Genomic DNA, 17,973 nt, shown 5'->3' with positions numbered 1-17,973 from the left:
ATCCTAAACCAAACGAGTATAATGGGATTTTTTGATTTTTTAACTGAGGAAATCGCAATCGATCTAGGAACAGCGAATACCCTTATTATCCATGCAGACAAAGTTGTTGTCGATAGTCCTTCTATCGTAGCCAGGGATAGAATTACAGGAAAAATAATTGCCGTTGGCAAAGAGGCCAATATGATGCAGGGAAAAACCCATGAAAACATAAAAACAATACGTCCTTTAAAAGACGGGGTAATCGCGGATTTTGATGCTTCTGAAAAGATGATCAACATGTTCATAAAGAACATCCCGGCATTAAAGAAAAAGTGGTTTCCACCAGCGCTGCGAATGGTTATTTGTATTCCTTCGGGGATTACGGAAGTGGAAATGAGGGCGGTTAAAGAGTCTGCTGAAAGGGTTAATGGTAAAGAAGTCTATTTAATTCATGAGCCGATGGCGGCGGCAATTGGTATTGGACTGGACATTATGCAGCCAAAAGGAAATATGATTGTTGATATTGGGGGTGGTACTACAGAGATTGCGGTAATTGCTCTTGGTGGAATCGTATGTGATAAGTCGGTTAAAATTGCGGGAGACGTGTTTACCAATGACATTATTTATTATATGCGTACCCAGCACAATTTATATGTAGGTGAAAGCACCGCAGAAAATATTAAAATTCAGATTGGATCGGCTACTGAAGACCTTCAATCCCCTCCTGATGAAATGTCTGTGCAGGGTAGGGATTTGTTGACCGGGAAGCCAAAACAAGTATCCATTTCATTTAGAGAAATAGCTAAAGCTCTTGATAAATCCATATTAAGGGTAGAGGATGCCGTTATGGAGACGCTTTCCCAGACGCCCCCGGAACTGGCGGCAGATATTTACAACACCGGAATTTACCTCGCAGGGGGTGGTTCTATGCTTCGAGGATTGGACAGAAGATTATCCCAAAAAACAGATCTCCCGGTTTATATTGCTGAGGATCCTCTAAGGGCAGTTGTTAGAGGAACAGGAATTGCCCTTAAGAATTTGGAACGCTATAAAAGCATCCTTATTAAATAATGTTTTTCTAATTATAGTGCGTAAAATTGGTCGCTTCAGCTCATTCAAAATCGCAGACATTCACCCAATAGAAAAGTTGCATGCAGCAGATAATCAGATTTATCATAAGATATAAGACTTCGCTGCTCTATATATTTTTATTGATTATTTCGCTGTCTTTTACCATTCAATCTCATTCGTACCACCGTTCAAAATTCTTTAACTCTGCTAACTGGATTACCGGAACGGTCTACAACACTTCCAACACAATTTCCTCCTATTTTGACCTCGATGAGGAAAACGAAAAACTTATAGAAGAGAACAAAAGGCTTAGAGATCTACTCTATAACAAGCAATTAACAGATAGTATTGAATTGGATACCAATGCCATTAATTATACCATAAGATCTGCGCAGGTGATCAAAAACAGTTATGCCAATCCCAACAATTATATTCTTATAAACAAAGGAAAACAAGACAGCATAAAACAAGACATGGGGGTTATTACCGCTAAAGGAATATTGGGCATTATTGAGCATACCTCAAATAAGTTTGCATCGGTTCAAAGCATCCTGAATCAAAAATCTAATATCAATGCCAAAATTAAGAACACTAATTATTTCGGATCCCTGGTCTGGGACACCGATCGATATGATGTAGTTCAATTGGAAGACATCCCCAGACTGGTACCTTTACTGGTCGGAGACACAATTGTGACCGGGGCCATGTCTAGCATTTTTCCAGAGAACATCCCTATAGGTACTATTAAGAAGTTCGATTTAAATGTGTCCAAGAGTTTTTACAGAATTGATGTTGAATTATTTAACGACATGACCAACATTAAGAATGTCTATGTAATTTATAATACAAACAGACCCGAAGTCCTACAATTAGAATCTGATATTGCCAATGACCAATAGTTTCTATTTCATAAATATCATACGGTTTACCTTACTTGTTTTGGTACAGGTCCTGGTATTCAACAGGCTAAATTTCTTTGGATTTATAAATCCAATGGTCTATATTCTTTTCCTATATTGGTATCCCATTAAGGAGAACAGGGCTTTTTTTATAGGCATCGGATTTTTACTTGGTTTAGCTATTGATTTTTTCTCCGATACAATGGCCCTGCATGCGGCCTCCACAGTGACTATTGCTTATTTAAGGCCGGCCATAATGCGATTTGTTTTTGGAGTTAATTACGAATTTCAAAGTTTTAAACTATCCAATACCACCAGGGCACAACAAATTACCTTTTTGGCGTTATTAGTAATAGCACATCATGTAATTTTCTTTACTCTGGAATTTTTCAGTTTAGCAAATTTGCTGTTAATTTTGAAGAAAGTAATTTTTACAGGTTTCGCCACAATAATTTTATGTCTGTTATTTGGTTCACTTTTTAGTGCAAGGAAAGAATAATGAAGAAAATATTATTATCATCTATAATCATCATCATTGGAGTCATGTTCATTGGCAGATTGTCCTATCTGCAAATATTTAGTTTCTCCCCTGATCAGGTTTTAGAAGACCCTGCGATAAAACCTATTTATGATTATCCTGAACGTGGATATATCTATGACCGAAATGGGGAATTGCTTGTCGGAAATGATCCTGCCTATGATGTGATGGTTATTCCACGTGAAGTAGAACCCCTGGATACCCTGGAATTCTGCAACCTCCTGGGTATTGATAAGGAGAAATTTGTAGAGAAATTAAGGAAGGCAAGAATATATTCTCCCAGGTTACCTTCCGTTCTTGTCCCCCAACTCTCTAAGGAAGACTACGCCATGCTTCAGGAAAAAATGAGGAAGTATGAAGGGTTTTATATTCAGAAGAGATCATTAAGGTACTATGATACACCTTCCGCTGCTAACGTACTGGGATATATCAGCGAAGTAAATGAGAGAGACCTGGCAAAAAACCCTTACTATGCTCAAGGCGAACTTACCGGCAGAACCGGTGTTGAAAAACAGTATGACGAAGTATTGAGAGGCAGAAAAGGGGTTCAGTATATCCAGAAAGACAGATTTAACAGGGATATTGGCCGCTATAAAGGCGGTATTCTGGATACCCTCCCAGAACAGGGAAAAGAAATCCATATCAGTATTGATAAATTATTGCAGGAATACGGGGAACGACTGATGCATGGAAAACGAGGCGGAATTGTTGCTATAGAACCTGCATCCGGAGAGATATTATCAATGATCTCAGGACCAACTTATGACCCTGCATTGCTGGTAGGGCGTGAAAGATCAAAGAACTATAGCAAACTACATTACGATACTATTTCAAAACCATTGTTCGACAGATCCATTTCCTTTGAAAAAGAACCGGGCTCACCTTTTAAAACACTTAATGCTCTTGCGGCATTACAGGAAGGTGTCATAAATCCGATGACCAAAGTCAGATGCTACAACGGATTTTATGTTGGCCGGAATAAAAAAGGGTGTCATTGCGGTGGTGGTTTACGTAATCTCAACAGTGGAATCTATAAATCCTGTAATGCCTATTTCGCGGATACCTTCAGAAAAATATTCGATAAATTTCCCACTACAGATGAAGGAATGGATGTCTGGGAAAAGCATATGAGAAGTTTTGGTCTTGGTGGATACCTCGGTTCGGATATTTATACAGGTCGTCCTGGTAGGATTCCTAATAAAGCATTTTATGACAAATGGTATGGGGACAATCGCTGGACAGCCTCTTACATCATTTCAAATGCCATAGGACAGGGTGAAGTTGCAGCAACACCTCTTCAGCTGGCAAATATGGCGGCCGCAATAGCCAACCGTGGATTTTACTATACCCCGCATGTATTAAAAAAAGTGGAAGGGAAAGACATTACCAATCCAAAGTTTGTGGAACCCAAGCATACCACCATAGACAGAAAACATTTCGATGAGGTAATCAGGGGTATGGCAGATGTGTATAAAAAAGGTACTGCCAAGTGGATTCAAGTACCGGGAATTGAAATTGCAGGAAAAACGGGTACAGTCGAGAATTTTACCCTTATTGATAGTGTAAAAACTCAGTTAACAGATAACTCTGTATTTGTTGCATTTGCCCCTGTAGACCAACCTAAAATAGCTATTGCCGTTTACATTGAGAATGGATATTATGGCGGAAGATACGCTGGTCATATCGCTTCCCTGATGATAGAAAAATATCTAAAGGGAGAAATCACCCGTAAAGATTTGGAAAAAAGAATGTTGGAGAAAACTTTAGAACACGAATATGCCAAACCATACAGCGGAGAAGAATTCAAGATAAACGAATATGTCTGGTAAAAATGTCCTGAAACGGATAGATTGGTTAACCATCTTATTTTTTCTTTTGCTTGTTGCAATTGGTTGGGTAAATATTTATTCCAGCACCTTTTCAGGAAACGAACAATCCATATTCAATTTTGATACACTTTACGGGAAACAATTTTTCTTTATCGGAGTTAGCTTTGCAGCTATTATATTAATACTGGCCCTGGAATCCAGTTTTTATGAGCGTTTTTCAAGTGTCCTGTATATTATATCATTAGTACTGCTATTAGGGTTGTTCCTTTTTGGGAAAACAATTGCCGGTGCCACCTCATGGTACGATCTTGGTTTTTTTAACCTGCAACCTTCGGAACTCGCCAAAGTAGCCACAGCTCTGGCACTTGCAAAATATCTAAGTGACATTCAAACCGATATTAAAAGGAGAAAAGATCAGCTTTATGCCTTCCTGATCATTTTTATCCCGGCCTTATTAATTGTACCTCAGCCAGACCCGGGAAGTGCCATGGTCTTCTTTGCCCTGGTTTTTGTCATATTCAGAGAGGGCCTCCCCTTGTATTACCTCGGGATAGGACTAATGGCCGTTCTTGTTTTTATTACTACCCTTATGTTCGGAACCACCTGGGTAGGGGTTGGATTGGCACTTTTAATCACCGTATTTCTCACAGTCAAAAAGGCAACATTTAAAGTTCCCTTGTTCCCTTTGGCATCATTTTTTGTAATTGCCATCGCTTTTTCACTCTCTGTTAATTTTGTTTTCAATAACGTTTTTGAACAGCGACACAGAGATAGGTTTAGTCTCTGGTTGCGCTTGGAAAAAGACCCCGACAAACTAGAGGAGATTCGGAAAACAATTGGTTACAATACTTATCAATCGGAAAAAGCCATTGAATCTGGCGGGCTATTTGGAAAAGGGTTCCTGGAAGGCACACGAACAAAGGGCGATTTTGTGCCGGAACAGCATACGGACTACATTTTTAGCACAGTAGGAGAAGAATGGGGATTTCTGGGTACTACAACCGTGGTAGTGCTTTTTACGCTACTCCTATTGCGACTTGTATATTTGGCTGAGCGCCAACGTAGTGATTTTAGCAGGATGTACGGATATGGTGTAATTTCTATCCTATTTATTCATTACTTCATAAATATTGGAATGGTCATCGGTGTTTTACCAACCATTGGTATCCCATTGCCGTTTTTCAGTTATGGCGGATCCGGACTTCTAGGGTTTACCGCCCTTCTTTTTATTTTTTTGAAACTCGATGCCAATAGACTAAACGAATGGCTTTAGGCCGCGATATCTGCATTTCTTTCACTTTCACCATCAGGTATATCAAGTTTCTTTATCTATCCTTAAGCACCGTTTTTTCATCTGCCAAATTTACCCTAATTTAAACGCCATTACCCGCTCGTAAAATGTAAGGAAAAGGAATTAAATTCGACCAATATGGTTCATAAACCCTTGCTTCTTAATACTAAGTCTGCGAGGGATTTTTTTAACCAAATAAAAAGAGAAAGGATTTTTATGCTTACCTGGAAAGATGTAATTCATTATTCGGTCAATGGAAATCCCGTGCCCGATAGGAGAGTTGAAAAAACCGAAGAAGAATGGCGAAATCAACTAACTGCTGAACAATTTAGGATAACGAGAAAAAAGGGAACAGAAGCACCACATTCCGGGGCGCTGTGCAGTATTTATGAGGCAGGCAAATACGCATGTGTTTGTTGTGATACCCCACTCTTTGATTCTAGCATTAAGTTTGAGTCAGGTACCGGTTGGCCCAGTTTTACCCAACCGATACAAAACAATGCCATTAAATACGAGAAAGACACTGCCTTTGGAATGGTAAGGGTAGAGGTAATGTGCAATACCTGTGATGCACATTTAGGACATGTGTTTCCTGACGGGCCAGAACCCAGCGGCCTGAGGTACTGTATTAATTCGGAATCTATGAACATTATAAAAGAAGAGATCACTAATGAATAGCAATAAAATGGAATTAGCCACCATAGGCGGAGGATGCTTTTGGTGCATTGAAGCGGTATTTCGCGAAGTAAAGGGAATAGAAAAGGTAGTTTCCGGTTATAGCGGTGGCAATGCCCCCGGCAAACCCACATATAAAGAAGTCTGTTCTGGCTTAACAGGCCATGCCGAGGTAGTTCAGATCTCTTTCGATGCCAATATTATATCGTATGAAGACCTGTTGATTATTTTTATGACCAGTCATGACCCTACAACACTTAACAGGCAAGGTGGGGATGTGGGCACTCAATACCGCTCGGTTATTTATTACCATGATGCACCTCAAAAAGAGATAGCGGAAGTTGTGGTTAAAGAACTAAAAAATTACTATGATAATCCAATTGTTACTGAAATAAGTGCTTTAGAAACGTTCTACGAAGCCGAAGACTATCATCAGGATTATTACGCTAATAACAAAGCCCAGGGCTATTGTAGCGCAGTAATTACGCCCAAATTGGCCAAATTACGGAACCTACATGCCGATAAACTAAAAAATACCGCAGTAGGTTCGTAAAACAATTCAAGAGGTATTAGCTGCAGCAGTTGTTTCTGATTAATCAAGAGCAACTGCTGTTTGCTTTTCAACCTGTATAATTACTAAAAGTAAACAGAATGGTGAATAATGTATAAGAGAGTGAAAGAAGAAAATAGTTTAAAAGCACAAGAATTTGAAGTGAATTTATGGATAGATTCTAAGGGCAACCCAGCTGAACCAATACAACTAATAGATTTAAAAGGGAAATTTAAGGTACTTTATTGCTTCCAGAACTGGTGTCCCGGCTGTCATAGTAAAGGACTTCCCGACCTTAAAAAAATGGTTACTGCATTAGAGCAAAAGCAGGATATTGTTTTTCTGGCCATCCAAACGGTATTCGAAGGGTTTGAAAGCAATACCTATGATAAAATAGCGAAGGTTCAAAAGGACTACGATTTAAGGATTCCTTTTGGTCATGATGCGGGAAAAGATGATAAATCTGTATCTAATATTATGATAAATTATAAAACGGGAGGAACTCCCTGGTTCATATTTATAGATAAGGAAGATAATATAGTTTTTTCAGATTTTCATTTAAATGCAGCGGCAGCAATTCAATATCTAAAAGCACTAGAAACAATATGAACAACATTCCGGCAATTAAACTATACGGCACCTCATCTTGTCATAAATGCCAGTATTACAAATCTTTGTTAGACGAATTATCCTTGCCCTATGAATTCCTGGATGTCCAAAAAAATGAAGAGTATGCCATGGAATTAAAGGGACTTTACAGGAGCGGAAAATTAAATTTTCCAACAATTACCATTGGGAGCAAGAAGCTCAGAAATCCTGACAAGGAGACACTGATCTATTGGTTAAACCTGCTCATCCCTGATAGATTGCCCTTAGTGCATGATAAAGATAACAACCGTTTTACACTATTACTCAACGGTAATCTGGCAGTTGTAACATATTCGCTACATGAGGGTAAAATGTACCTGAATCATTCAGAGGTGCCAATTCATCTAAGAGGGCGTGGAATCGGCAAAGTACTGGTTAACAAGACCTTTGAGCAATTAACCGCTGAAGGGTATATTGCTGTGGCAGTTTGCCCTTTTATTAAAGCAATTGCCAGGCGAAACCCAAAATGGAATGCGATAATACAATAGTATGGAAGTAAGAGAGATTCAAAAAATACCGCTGGGATACTCAGAGGTACTTTATAAGGGTAACAGATATGGGGTCAGCAGAGCAGATTTCAACAATGGAAAAAGTATAAAGCTGTATGCTGAGGAATTGGGTGGCAAAGATTTTATTAGTCTTAACTATTATATTACGGAAAAAGGAGAGGGGTTAAAACCTTGTGAAATGTCTGCTAAAAAAGTGAGACATTTTTTAAACAACTTTAGACAATTGTAATCATGGAACGTTCAAATAAAATTACCAAAATAGGCCTTGGTGGTGGGTGTCATTGGTGCACGGAAGCCGTTTACCAATCGCTTCTGGGGGTCAGGAAAGTGGAGCAGGGTTTTATTACTTCAATAAATGAGGCCAGCAACCCCTCTGAGGCTGTAGTGGTATTTTTCGATCCGGAAATCATTTCTCTGGAGACACTAATCGAAATTCATCTGAATACACACCAAAGTACCTCAGAACACAGTTTTAGGGAAAAATACAGATCTGCCGTTTATCCCTATTCTGATGAACAACAAAGTAAAGCGGAATTGATAATTGGTAATTTGCAGGGGAGTTTTCCCGCGCCAATAATTACCAAAGTCTTGCCTTTTGAAGACTTCAGATTTTCTACTGAAAATTTTCACGACTATTATTATTCAAATCCTGATAAACCTTTTTGCAGAATTTATATAAACCCTAAATTGCAATTGTTGCAGAAAAAATTTGCTGCTGTGACAAATTCGGATAAAATTAGAGCAAGTATCAACTAAACATTACAATCATGATTTTAGACAGTATAAAGAATTTTTTTAAAGCAAAACTAGAAGGTAAAGCAACCGCTGATGCCCCTGAAGGGGTATGCCCTAACTGTTGGGGAAAACAAGAATGGGAAGGGCAGATTTACGAAAAAATTAAAGCTCAAAATATTACCCCGGAGTCTAACACCTATAGTAGTTTTATATATGAGGTTGTGCAAAAATTAGATAAAATTACATTAAAGGAAGATACCTATACCTGTACCACTTGTAATGTTAAGTATCCCAAATAAAGAAAACAGTAAAACACATTTACTATAAATTAAAAAGCCCCGACCTGAGGTCGGGGCTTTTTATACGATTTCAATATTGTTATCCTTTTACACTGGCCAATTTGCCATTCTTGATATTGTTAATTTTAAGATCCTGCAATACATTAATCGCTTCCTCTACATAAACGTCTTTTGCAAGGTTTTTATGCCAGCGATCTCTCTTCTCCCTAAGCACCGGATCTTGTGTAAATAGTTCCTGCTCATACTTTAAAGACTCGAAAGTAAGACGCGAGTCATATTCAGAAAGGGATTTAAAATACTGGGATCTTTCTTTATCCTTTTTGGCCTCACTCTTATAAATATCATAGTTGAGCGAAACTACGGTCTCGTCTTGTTGTTCTTTCAGCCATTGGGCATTTTCTTCAATCAGTTTTATTTGTGGATTGCTGGCCATACGCTTACTACTGCTTTCTATAGTTGCCTCGTAATCGATATACCCATCCCAGACATCGTAATCCGCTGGGGTAATTTTATCCCATCCCAATGGATTTTGCTGATCTCTTTCACCAAGATCTATATAACTGTATCTGTCCGGAACCACCACATCACTTTTAACTCCTTCTAATTGTGTAGAACCTCCGTTGATTCTGTAAAACTTCTGAGTAGTCAGCTTGATAGCCCCTAAATCTCCATGTTCATTGCTTCGGACAATATTTTCCAGAGGAATGACATTTTGTACTGTCCCTTTACCAAAAGTTTGCTTACTCCCAATAACAATTCCTCTTTTATAATCCTGCATAGCTGCCGCAAGAATCTCTGAAGCCGATGCCGAAAGCTCATTTACAAGAACTACCAAAGGACCGTCCCATTGCACTCGCTCATCCTTATCTTCATAAATATCTTTATCCTTGCCTGATGATCTGACTTGCACAATTGGGCCATCTTTAATAAAAAGACCTGCCATTTCCACAACCGTCTTTAAGGAACCACCGCCATTATCTCTAAGGTCAAGAATTAGACCTTCAGCTCCTTCTTGTTTTAGGCGCTCTACCTCTTTCGCTACATCTGTAGCAGCATTTCTTTCGGAATAGTCATTAAAATCAACGTAAAACTTAGGCAAATTAATCAGACCAAATTTCTGATTCCCCTTTATTACTGTAGCCGACTTGGCATAAGATTCTTCGAGCATAACCACATCTCGGGTTATTGACACGCTCTCTATGGAACCATCAACTTTTCTAACAGTAAGATCTACAACAGTACCCTTTGGGCCCTTTATAAGTTTAATAGCATCATCTAACCGCATTCCAACAATATCCACCGAGGGTTCACCATCTTGCCCCACTTTTAGGATCTCATCACCTACTTCCAGCTGCTGATCTCTCCAAACGGGACCTCCGGAAATAATTTCAACAATTTTGGCGCCTTCGGGCTTTTTCTGAAGCCTTGCTCCAATACCTTCAAAATTACCCCTCATACTGATGTCGAACTTTTCCTTGTCATCAGGAGCAAAATAATAGGTATGAGGATCAAACTCATCGACTATGGTATTTATGTATTGTACAAACCAGTCTTTTCTCTCCAGATCATCTACAAAATCAAAAAACTCGTCAAGGGTATTCTTTGTCCCTTCCCTGGCTGCAATTTCTAATTCCTTGGCAGATTTGGCCGTATATCCTTCTTCATCCTTTTCTTTCTGTGCTTCGTTCTTCAGTTTAGAATCAAAAGAACCTATGGTAGCATACTTCAATTGTTTTCTCCAGCGTTCTTTAAGCTTATCTCTGGAATCAACAAAGGCCTGCTTGTCATAATCAACTTCAATTGTCTCTTCAACATTATAATCAAAGGGAACTTCGAGAACTTCTTTATAAATTTCTCTGGCTTCACCCATTCTTTCAATCAATCTCTCATATACCAGGTTAAAAAAGGTGATATCTGTATTTTTTAGTTGTTCGTCTATTTGAAACTTATATTGTTCAAATTCCTGAATATCCTCATCCAGGAAATAACGTTTTGTGGGGTCCACTATATTGATAAAATCTTCAAAAACACTCACGGAGAAGTCATCATTTATGTCCTTAGGCTCATAATGACCTCTTTCTAAGACATAAGTGATAAGATCTAACAATAACTTATCCTTATCATTACTCTCAAAAGATTTATTGGTAAAGCTGCAAGAAGCAACTGCAATTAGAATAACTAAAAATCCAAGCACTAAATTCCTTTTCATGTATTGTTGTTATTTGAAGCAAACCACAATCTCCGAATTGAAATTGTTTAAGGTTGCCAGTATTACTTAATTATAACGAATTCCCTAAGATACTGAAAAAACCATGCCACTCTAAACGCATAACGCATTAAATTTTTGTTAAACGCCTGTCAGCAACAGTCTTATTGAAAAACGTATTTTTGCAGTATAAAGTATATCTAGTGAAAAAACCTCTAATATTAGTCACCAACGACGACGGGATAACAGCTCCGGGACTAAGGGCTTTGGTAAGTTATATGAAAGAAATTGGTGATGTGGTAGTGGTAGCACCCGATAGCCCCCAATCTGGCATGGGGCATGCCATAACCCTGGATAGTACCCTGTACTCCAAAAAGGTCACCATAGACAGCCTAAATGGGGCTACAGAAGAATACAGTTGCAGTGGTACTCCCGCAGATTGTGTAAAACTGGCACTGCAGGAAATATTGGGGCGTAAACCCGATATTTGCGTAAGCGGTATAAATCACGGTTCAAATTCTTCTATTAACGTCATATATTCGGGCACAATGAGTGCTGCAATCGAAGCAGGAATTGAAGGAATACCTGCTATTGGATTCTCGCTCTGCGATTATTCCTGGGAAGCCGATTTTAGTGCAGCAAAAGACAGTCTTATCCAAATTGTAAAGGAGGCTCTAAATAATGGTATCCCAAGCGGGGTAGTGCTTAATGTAAATATCCCAAAATTAAACACAAAGGAGATAAAGGGCGTTAAGGTATGCAGACAAGCAAGGGCAAACTGGAAGGAGAAATTTGATAAACGGACAAATCCAATGGGCAAAAACTATTATTGGCTTACGGCAGAGTTCGAATTGCTGGATGACGGGCTGGATACCGATGAGTGGGCCCTGGCCAACGGATATATTTCGGTTGTACCCACTCAGTTCGATTTAACTGCGCATTCGGCAATACAACAAGTAAACAAATGGAAATTAAATGAATAGAAGAAAGGAAATTATTATTGGCTTTATAGTAGGAATAATAGCCAATACCATTGGTACGCTGCTTTATGTAATGCTATTTTCGGATTACCCCATTACAGAAACTATTCAAGCAGCCATTGAACAGGGTCATATAGGCAGTATTCTGGCTCTTGGAGCTATTCTTAATCTGGTTGCCTTCTTTGGCTTTTTAAAGTTAAAGCGCGATGCCCGGGCAAAAGGAGTGCTCATCGCTACTTTGCTGACAGCAATGATAATTCTCTTTTATAAGATCTTTTAAAGACGCTTTTGTAAATAATTGAATATCGGTCAATGAAATACTATATAATAGCAGGAGAAGCCTCAGGTGACCTTCACGGCTCTAATCTTATCAAAGCATTAAAAGCAAAAGATTCGGAAGCAGTGATAAGATGCTGGGGAGGCGATCTGATGCAGCAGGCCGGGGCAGACTTAGCGAAACATTATAAGGAAATGGCATTTATGGGCTTTGCCCAGGTCCTGGCTAATATTAATACCATTTACAGGAATATCAGATTCTGCAAACAAGACATCCGTGCTTTTCATCCGGACGTTATCATCTTTATAGACTATTCTGGCTTCAATTTAAGGATTGCCAAATGGGCGCGTGAATGTAAATACCGGACAAATTATTATATCTCTCCCCAACTATGGGCTTCAAGAAGCGGGCGGATAAAAAAAATAAAAAGAGATATTGATGAGATGTACGTTATTTTACCCTTCGAGAAAGCTTTTTATAAACAACACAATTATCCGGTGCATTTTGTTGGACATCCACTTATCGATGCCATACATCAAATGCCGAAAATTGATGAAAGCGGGTTCAGGAGCCAGAACGGATTAGACCCTAAAAAACCCATTATAGCTTTGCTTCCCGGAAGCAGGCGTCAGGAGGTACAGAAAGTGCTAAACACAATGCTTTTGGTAACCGATAATTTTCCCGAATATCAATTCGTAATTGCCGGGGCCCCAAGCCTGGAAACGGAATTTTACACCCCATTTCTATCTAATAAAAATGTTCACTTTATAAGTACAAAGACCTACGAACTCCTTAGTTTATCATATGCTGCACTCGTAACAAGTGGAACAGCCACTCTAGAAACGGCATTGTTTAAGGTACCTCAGGTGGTTTGCTACAAAGGAGATTGGTTTTCTTACCAAATTGCTAAAAGGATCATTACTCTGGAGTATATTTCCCTGGTTAATCTGATTCTGGGTCGCCCATTGGTTACAGAGTTAATACAGACGGCACTAAATCCTGTCAATTTAAAAGAGGAACTACAAAAAATACTGGAAGGCCCGGAGCGGAAAGCCCAGTTTGAAGGGTATTACGAATTGGAGAAAAAGCTGGGCGGAAAAGGAGCCAGTGATAAAGCGGCTGCCCTGATCATTGATAATATTTCATCATAAACAGCTACCTATAAATCAGGAATGTTGTAAGTGAATTACTGCGATATTTAAATAATTCTCTAATTTTGGTATATAAATAAGCCCTTTTTACCCCCGAAAATAAGGTGCCAATATTAAAATATGTCTCGTAAACTGCTCTCCCTGTTCGTACTATTTTTAGTTGTTAGCTGTGGCGTTGTCAAAAAAAAGACCTCTTATGGTAAGGAGAGGAAAGTAAGTGTAGCAGCTTCATCAGAAAAACCTGAAAACACTTCAGTAACAGAAGAAACAGTTGTCGCTGAAAAGAAAGAGATAAGCCCCAAAAAAGCCGAAAATATTATAAGCACCGCCATGTCTTATTCAGGGGTGCGTTATAAATACGGGGGCACTAGCCGAAAAGGGATGGACTGCTCTGGCCTGTTATATGTTGCCTTTGGACAACACAATGTGGTACTTCCAAGAATTTCTTATCATATGGCGAATGAAGGAAAGCGTATTAAAGTCAATAATGTCAGCAAAGGAGACCTCCTCTTCTTTAAAACAAGTAAAAGAGGAAAGAAAATTAACCATGTGGGTCTGGTAGTTGCGGTAGAAAATGACGAAATAAAATTTATCCATTCTACCTCTTCAAGAGGGGTGATTGTCTCCTCACTTCGCGAAGGGTTCTGGAATTACGCCTTTGTAAAAGCTACAAGAGTGCTTTAATTCCCCGGAAAACCTAAAGGTTTAGTACTTCTGCAGGAAGAATGCAGGGAAAACAGTTAGGATAGGCTATAAAAGCTTATCCTAATAATGAAGTTGCTTCAATTCATTCCCATTAAACTTAATTTCCTTCTGATCGTTGGTATTTGCCTGGGAGCTCAGCTAGAAATACCAATAGTTCTTACGTTAATCTTCATAGGAATATCCCTTGTTGTCCTTGGCATTATTTTTTCCATCCCGCAATACAGGCACAGTATTTCATTTGGTATCATTGCAGCCCTTTCCACAATATGTCTTGGGGTACTTACCATTTCACTTGCAGAGACAATGCCCGGTAACAATCACTACACCCAATTTGAATTAACCAAATCCCAATATTGGCATCTGAAAATAAGAAAAGTACTAAAGTCGGGTTACAATGACCAGTATATAGCTGATGTTAAAGGAATTGACCGTAAGAAAGTCGGCGGCAAATTACTGCTAAGTATATCCAGGGACAGTAGTATTGAAAAATTAAATGTAGATGATGAAATTGTATTGTGGGCATTGGCTAAAGCATTAAAACCTCCTTTAAATCCTCATCAATTTAACTACAGCAGATATATGTCTGGCATGGGTATATATCACAGCATACGCAGCAGTCCACATGGCGTCTATAAAAAACCTGATGCCCAAATAACCGTTGTGGGGCTTGCAGCAACGGCTAGAAATACAATTTCAAATCGCCTTAAATTCTACGGGTTTCACAGCGATGAATTGGGCATAATACAGGCCTTGCTTCTGGGAGAACGGAATGAAATTACTTCTGAAATCCATAGCAATTATAAAGATGCGGGTGCTGTGCATATGTTGGCGGTATCAGGTCTGCATATTGGTATCATTTTATTAATATTAGATTACCTGCTGCGACCCTTAGTACTACTTGCCAATGGCAAAAGAATAAAATTGGTTCTCACAGTATTTTTACTTTGGTGTTTTGCAATACTAGCCGGCTTATCAGCCTCAGTGGTCAGGGCAGTCACTATGTTTTCCTTCGTCGCCTATGCTTTATATCTCAATAGGCCAGGTAACACTTTCAATATTCTGGCCCTGTCCATGTTTTTTATTCTTCTTCTAGTAGACCCTATGCTTTTATTTCAACCTGGGTTTCAGATGAGTTATCTGGCCGTAATATTCATTGTATGGATGTATCCGTTGCTCCGGAGGTTATGGCATCCCAGGTATTTTATTTTGAAAAAAGTATGGCAGCTGTTCAGTGTGTCTATCTCGGCACAGCTAGGGGTACTTCCTATTAGCCTGTATTATTTTCATCAATTTCCTGGATTATTTTTTGTTTCGAATTTACTAATACTTCCTTTCCTCGGTATACTACTCGGACTCGGGATAGTAGTGATCCTACTAGCTTTGACCAATCACTTACCCTTGTTGCTGGCAAAGGCTTATGCCAGTCTTATACAGCTAATGAATACCCTGATAAGTTGGGTAGGCAGACAGGATGAATTTATCATTAAAGATATTTCATTTGATGGCGTACAGTTGGTTCTTTCCTATCTGGTGATATGCACTTTGATATTTCTTCTTTCCAATATCAACGGGAGAGCTGTTATTTTGCTTTTAAGTGGAATTCTGGGTATGCAGGGCTGGTCCCTATATCTGATTCAATCCGATATCAAGAAAGAGCAGGTCTTAATTCTGCATCAAACTGCTAACTCTGTTGTATTGCAACAAAGCGGGAGAACACTCTTTGTTTATGATGCTGACGCTAAACGGGCAGCTAACCTGGTTAACGACTATAAGGTGGCAGAAAGGATATCGAAAGTGGTACATCTGCCATTAAGTAGCGGTTATAAAATGGCAGAGCAGCGGCTTTTGGTTATAGACAGTTTTGGTATTCTCCCCCTTAACCACAAACCAGAAATACTATTCCTTAGACAATCTCCAAAAATCAATCTCGAACGTTTTTTGGACCAAAGCACTCCAAAACTGATAATTGCTGATGGTAGTAATTATCTGAGCTTCATAGCCCGTTGGAGAAAAACCTGCCAGCAAAAAAAAATCCCTTTTCACTATACAGGTGAAAAGGGAGCTTATTATTTTTCGAAGGGGAATTAATGTACTTTTCCCATCAATTTCTTTATCAAAGGAGATGCCAGCAATACAATAATCCCTGCTCCAAGGGCATATTTGGCAATTAAATCAAAGCCGCCGGTATATACCTCCAGGGTATCAAAACCGCCTACATTTTTGTCTGTGCTTTCAATGGCCAATTGTTTGCCAATGAAACCAACCACCTGGAATGCAAAGGCCGATGATAAAAACCACACCCCCATCATAAAAGCTACAATCCTTTTGGGTGAAAGATCGGTTATTTTTGAAAGCCCCACTGGCGACATAAAAAGTTCTCCAACAGACAACAAGAAATACATTAGCAACAGATATGCAAAAGGAACCAATCCGTTTTCATTGGCACTTGCGCCACTTAAGGCCAGAATGTAAAAACTGATACCGGCAAAGACCAGGCCGAGTCCAAATTTATAGGGCGTCCTGGGGTTTTTCTTTGTTTTGGACAGGTAGGTCCACAACATGGATATTGGTATAGCCAGAATAATGATGAACATAGAGTTTAGAGAATTGGTCTGTGCGGCAGACATTATACCTCCTAAATCCACATTCCTTGCTGCGAATAAGGTTATTACACTTCCGGAGAGCTCATGAAACCCCCAAAATATGGTCATAAATACCGTAATTAGAATAGCGACAAAAAGTTTTTTTCGCTCGTCCAATGTAGCCTTGTACATGATATAACCCAGATAGGCAAAAATTAAGATGGCAAGCAATTTAAAAATTACATTTACAATATTCTGATCTTCAAAAAAAGTACCTTCTGTACCCAGAGATTTGTATGAAGATAACAGGAAAGCTATCAGGGGAGCAGAAATTACGGCCAATACAGGCACCAGCACCCCCTGGCGAATACCAAGAACCTTTTTTTGCATTACATGTTCGTTTGGTGGCAGTCCCCTATTACCAAAAACATTTTTCCTGATACCACTCCAGAAGAATATCAGTCCGGTAAGCATTCCAATTCCTGCCAGTCCAAAACCATAATGCCATCCATATACAGCGGCCAACCAACCACAAAGTAGTGGCGCTACCCATCCTCCTATATTGATCCCCATATAGAAAATGGTAAAGCCAGAATCTTTCCTGGGGTCTCCATCTTCATACAATGTACCGACAAAGGTTGAGATGTTAGGTTTAAAGAACCCGTTTCCAACTATTATCAGGGAAAGCGCAAGAAAGAAAGCAATATCGTGTTCAATGGCCAAAACAAAATGACCAATGGCCATTAAAATTCCTCCTAAAAAAATTGAGTTCCGCATTCCGAGGATCTGGTCAGAAATTCGGCCCCCTATCACGGTTGATGCATATACCAGTGAGCCATAAGATGCATACACTGCGGCTGTAGCAAAATCGCGTTCAACAAGGGCTTCAAAAATTACATTTACCATATAAAGGGTAAGCAGCGCCCTCATTCCATAAAAACTGAATCGCTCCCACAATTCGGCAAAAAACAAATAAAAGAGTCCTTTAGGATGTCCGAAGAGTTCTTGTTGCTCTGGTGCTTGTGGGGTGGTAGAATTAGTTTCCATTG

General features: G+C 39.2%; 19 protein-coding genes. 17 read left to right on the top strand and 2 right to left on the bottom strand.

Annotated elements, in window-relative coordinates:
* The first annotated feature begins 21 nt into the window (after window positions 1-21).
* From J1G40_RS02815 to J1G40_RS02760, 12 genes are all read left to right on the top strand, one after another.
* On the top strand, window positions 22-1,050 hold the full coding sequence (locus tag J1G40_RS02815) for a rod shape-determining protein (protein WP_161435855.1): 1,029 nt from the start codon (window positions 22-24) through the stop codon (window positions 1,048-1,050).
* 80 nt (window positions 1,051-1,130) lie between these two features.
* Window positions 1,131-1,949: a rod shape-determining protein MreC gene (gene mreC / locus J1G40_RS02810; RefSeq protein ID WP_265240775.1), complete on the top strand. Its 819-nt coding sequence runs from the start codon at window positions 1,131-1,133 to the stop codon at window positions 1,947-1,949.
* Window positions 1,939-2,448 carry a rod shape-determining protein MreD gene (locus tag J1G40_RS02805; RefSeq protein ID WP_265240773.1) on the top strand — a complete coding sequence of 170 codons (510 nt, stop codon included), beginning with the start codon at window positions 1,939-1,941 and terminating at the stop codon, window positions 2,446-2,448. Before mreC ends, J1G40_RS02805 begins: the two co-directional genes overlap by 11 nt.
* A complete protein-coding gene (locus J1G40_RS02800) occupies window positions 2,448-4,316 on the top strand; it encodes a peptidoglycan D,D-transpeptidase FtsI family protein (RefSeq protein WP_265240771.1) in 1,869 nt (622 codons plus the stop codon). The genes J1G40_RS02805 and J1G40_RS02800 overlap by 1 nt, the downstream gene beginning before the upstream one ends.
* Window positions 4,306-5,589: a rod shape-determining protein RodA gene (gene rodA, locus J1G40_RS02795; RefSeq protein ID WP_265240769.1), complete on the top strand. Its 1,284-nt coding sequence runs from the start codon at window positions 4,306-4,308 to the stop codon at window positions 5,587-5,589. The genes J1G40_RS02800 and rodA overlap by 11 nt, the downstream gene beginning before the upstream one ends.
* Before the next feature lie 234 nt (window positions 5,590-5,823).
* The gene (gene msrB, locus J1G40_RS02790; protein WP_265240767.1) at window positions 5,824-6,285 is read left to right on the top strand and encodes a peptide-methionine (R)-S-oxide reductase MsrB; all 462 of its coding nucleotides are present in this window, start codon (window positions 5,824-5,826) and stop codon (window positions 6,283-6,285) included.
* Entirely contained in the window at window positions 6,278-6,835 is a 558-nt protein-coding gene (gene msrA, locus J1G40_RS02785) for a peptide-methionine (S)-S-oxide reductase MsrA (protein WP_265240765.1), read from the top strand. The genes msrB and msrA overlap by 8 nt, the downstream gene beginning before the upstream one ends.
* A 108-nt stretch (window positions 6,836-6,943) precedes the next feature.
* Window positions 6,944-7,441 carry a peroxiredoxin family protein gene (locus J1G40_RS02780; RefSeq protein ID WP_265240763.1) on the top strand — a complete coding sequence of 166 codons (498 nt, stop codon included), beginning with the start codon at window positions 6,944-6,946 and terminating at the stop codon, window positions 7,439-7,441.
* A complete protein-coding gene (locus tag J1G40_RS02775; RefSeq protein WP_265240761.1) occupies window positions 7,438-7,968 on the top strand; it encodes an N-acetyltransferase in 531 nt (176 codons plus the stop codon). The genes J1G40_RS02780 and J1G40_RS02775 overlap by 4 nt, the downstream gene beginning before the upstream one ends.
* Before the next feature lies 1 nt (window position 7,969).
* Window positions 7,970-8,218: a peptide methionine sulfoxide reductase gene (locus tag J1G40_RS02770; RefSeq protein ID WP_265240759.1), complete on the top strand. Its 249-nt coding sequence runs from the start codon at window positions 7,970-7,972 to the stop codon at window positions 8,216-8,218.
* A gap of 2 nt (window positions 8,219-8,220) precedes the next feature.
* Window positions 8,221-8,745, top strand: a complete 525-nt coding sequence (locus tag J1G40_RS02765) for a peptide-methionine (S)-S-oxide reductase (RefSeq protein WP_265240757.1) — start codon at window positions 8,221-8,223, stop codon at window positions 8,743-8,745.
* An 11-nt stretch (window positions 8,746-8,756) separates the two neighbouring features.
* Window positions 8,757-9,023 (top strand): hypothetical protein, encoded by a 267-nt coding sequence (locus J1G40_RS02760; protein WP_265240756.1) that lies wholly within the window; start codon window positions 8,757-8,759, stop codon window positions 9,021-9,023.
* A 79-nt stretch (window positions 9,024-9,102) separates the two neighbouring features.
* On the opposite strand, the gene J1G40_RS02755 is transcribed toward J1G40_RS02760, so the two are convergent.
* Window positions 9,103-11,232, bottom strand: coding sequence for a carboxy terminal-processing peptidase (locus tag J1G40_RS02755; RefSeq protein ID WP_265240754.1), 2,130 nt, complete (start codon window positions 11,230-11,232; stop codon window positions 9,103-9,105).
* Between the two features lie 200 nt (window positions 11,233-11,432).
* Here J1G40_RS02755 and surE point away from each other — a divergent pair, with 200 nt between their 5' ends.
* From surE to J1G40_RS02730, 5 genes are all read left to right on the top strand, one after another.
* Entirely contained in the window at window positions 11,433-12,212 is a 780-nt protein-coding gene (gene surE / locus J1G40_RS02750) for a 5'/3'-nucleotidase SurE (RefSeq protein WP_265240752.1), read from the top strand.
* Complete coding sequence (locus J1G40_RS02745; protein WP_265240751.1) at window positions 12,205-12,489, top strand: hypothetical protein; 285 nt, start codon at window positions 12,205-12,207, stop codon at window positions 12,487-12,489. The genes surE and J1G40_RS02745 overlap by 8 nt, the downstream gene beginning before the upstream one ends.
* Before the next feature lie 32 nt (window positions 12,490-12,521).
* Entirely contained in the window at window positions 12,522-13,637 is a 1,116-nt protein-coding gene (lpxB, locus tag J1G40_RS02740; RefSeq protein ID WP_265240749.1) for a lipid-A-disaccharide synthase, read from the top strand.
* Between the two features lie 120 nt (window positions 13,638-13,757).
* Window positions 13,758-14,321 carry a C40 family peptidase gene (locus J1G40_RS02735; protein WP_265240747.1) on the top strand — a complete coding sequence of 188 codons (564 nt, stop codon included), beginning with the start codon at window positions 13,758-13,760 and terminating at the stop codon, window positions 14,319-14,321.
* Window positions 14,322-14,408: 87 nt separating this feature from the next.
* Window positions 14,409-16,430, top strand: a complete 2,022-nt coding sequence (locus J1G40_RS02730; protein ID WP_265240746.1) for a ComEC/Rec2 family competence protein — start codon at window positions 14,409-14,411, stop codon at window positions 16,428-16,430.
* On the opposite strand, the gene J1G40_RS02725 is transcribed toward J1G40_RS02730, so the two are convergent.
* Window positions 16,427-17,971 carry a peptide MFS transporter gene (locus J1G40_RS02725; protein ID WP_265240744.1) on the bottom strand — a complete coding sequence of 515 codons (1,545 nt, stop codon included), beginning with the start codon at window positions 17,969-17,971 and terminating at the stop codon, window positions 16,427-16,429. The genes J1G40_RS02730 and J1G40_RS02725 overlap by 4 nt on opposite strands.
* Window positions 17,972-17,973: the final 2 nt, after the last annotated feature.

Source organism: Muriicola sp. Z0-33, from assembly GCF_026126425.1.
Lineage (GTDB): Bacteria > Bacteroidota > Bacteroidia > Flavobacteriales > Flavobacteriaceae > JAFMPW01.
The sequence above is the reverse complement of the archived record's forward strand: the minus strand, read 5'-3'. Positions and strand labels throughout refer to the sequence as shown.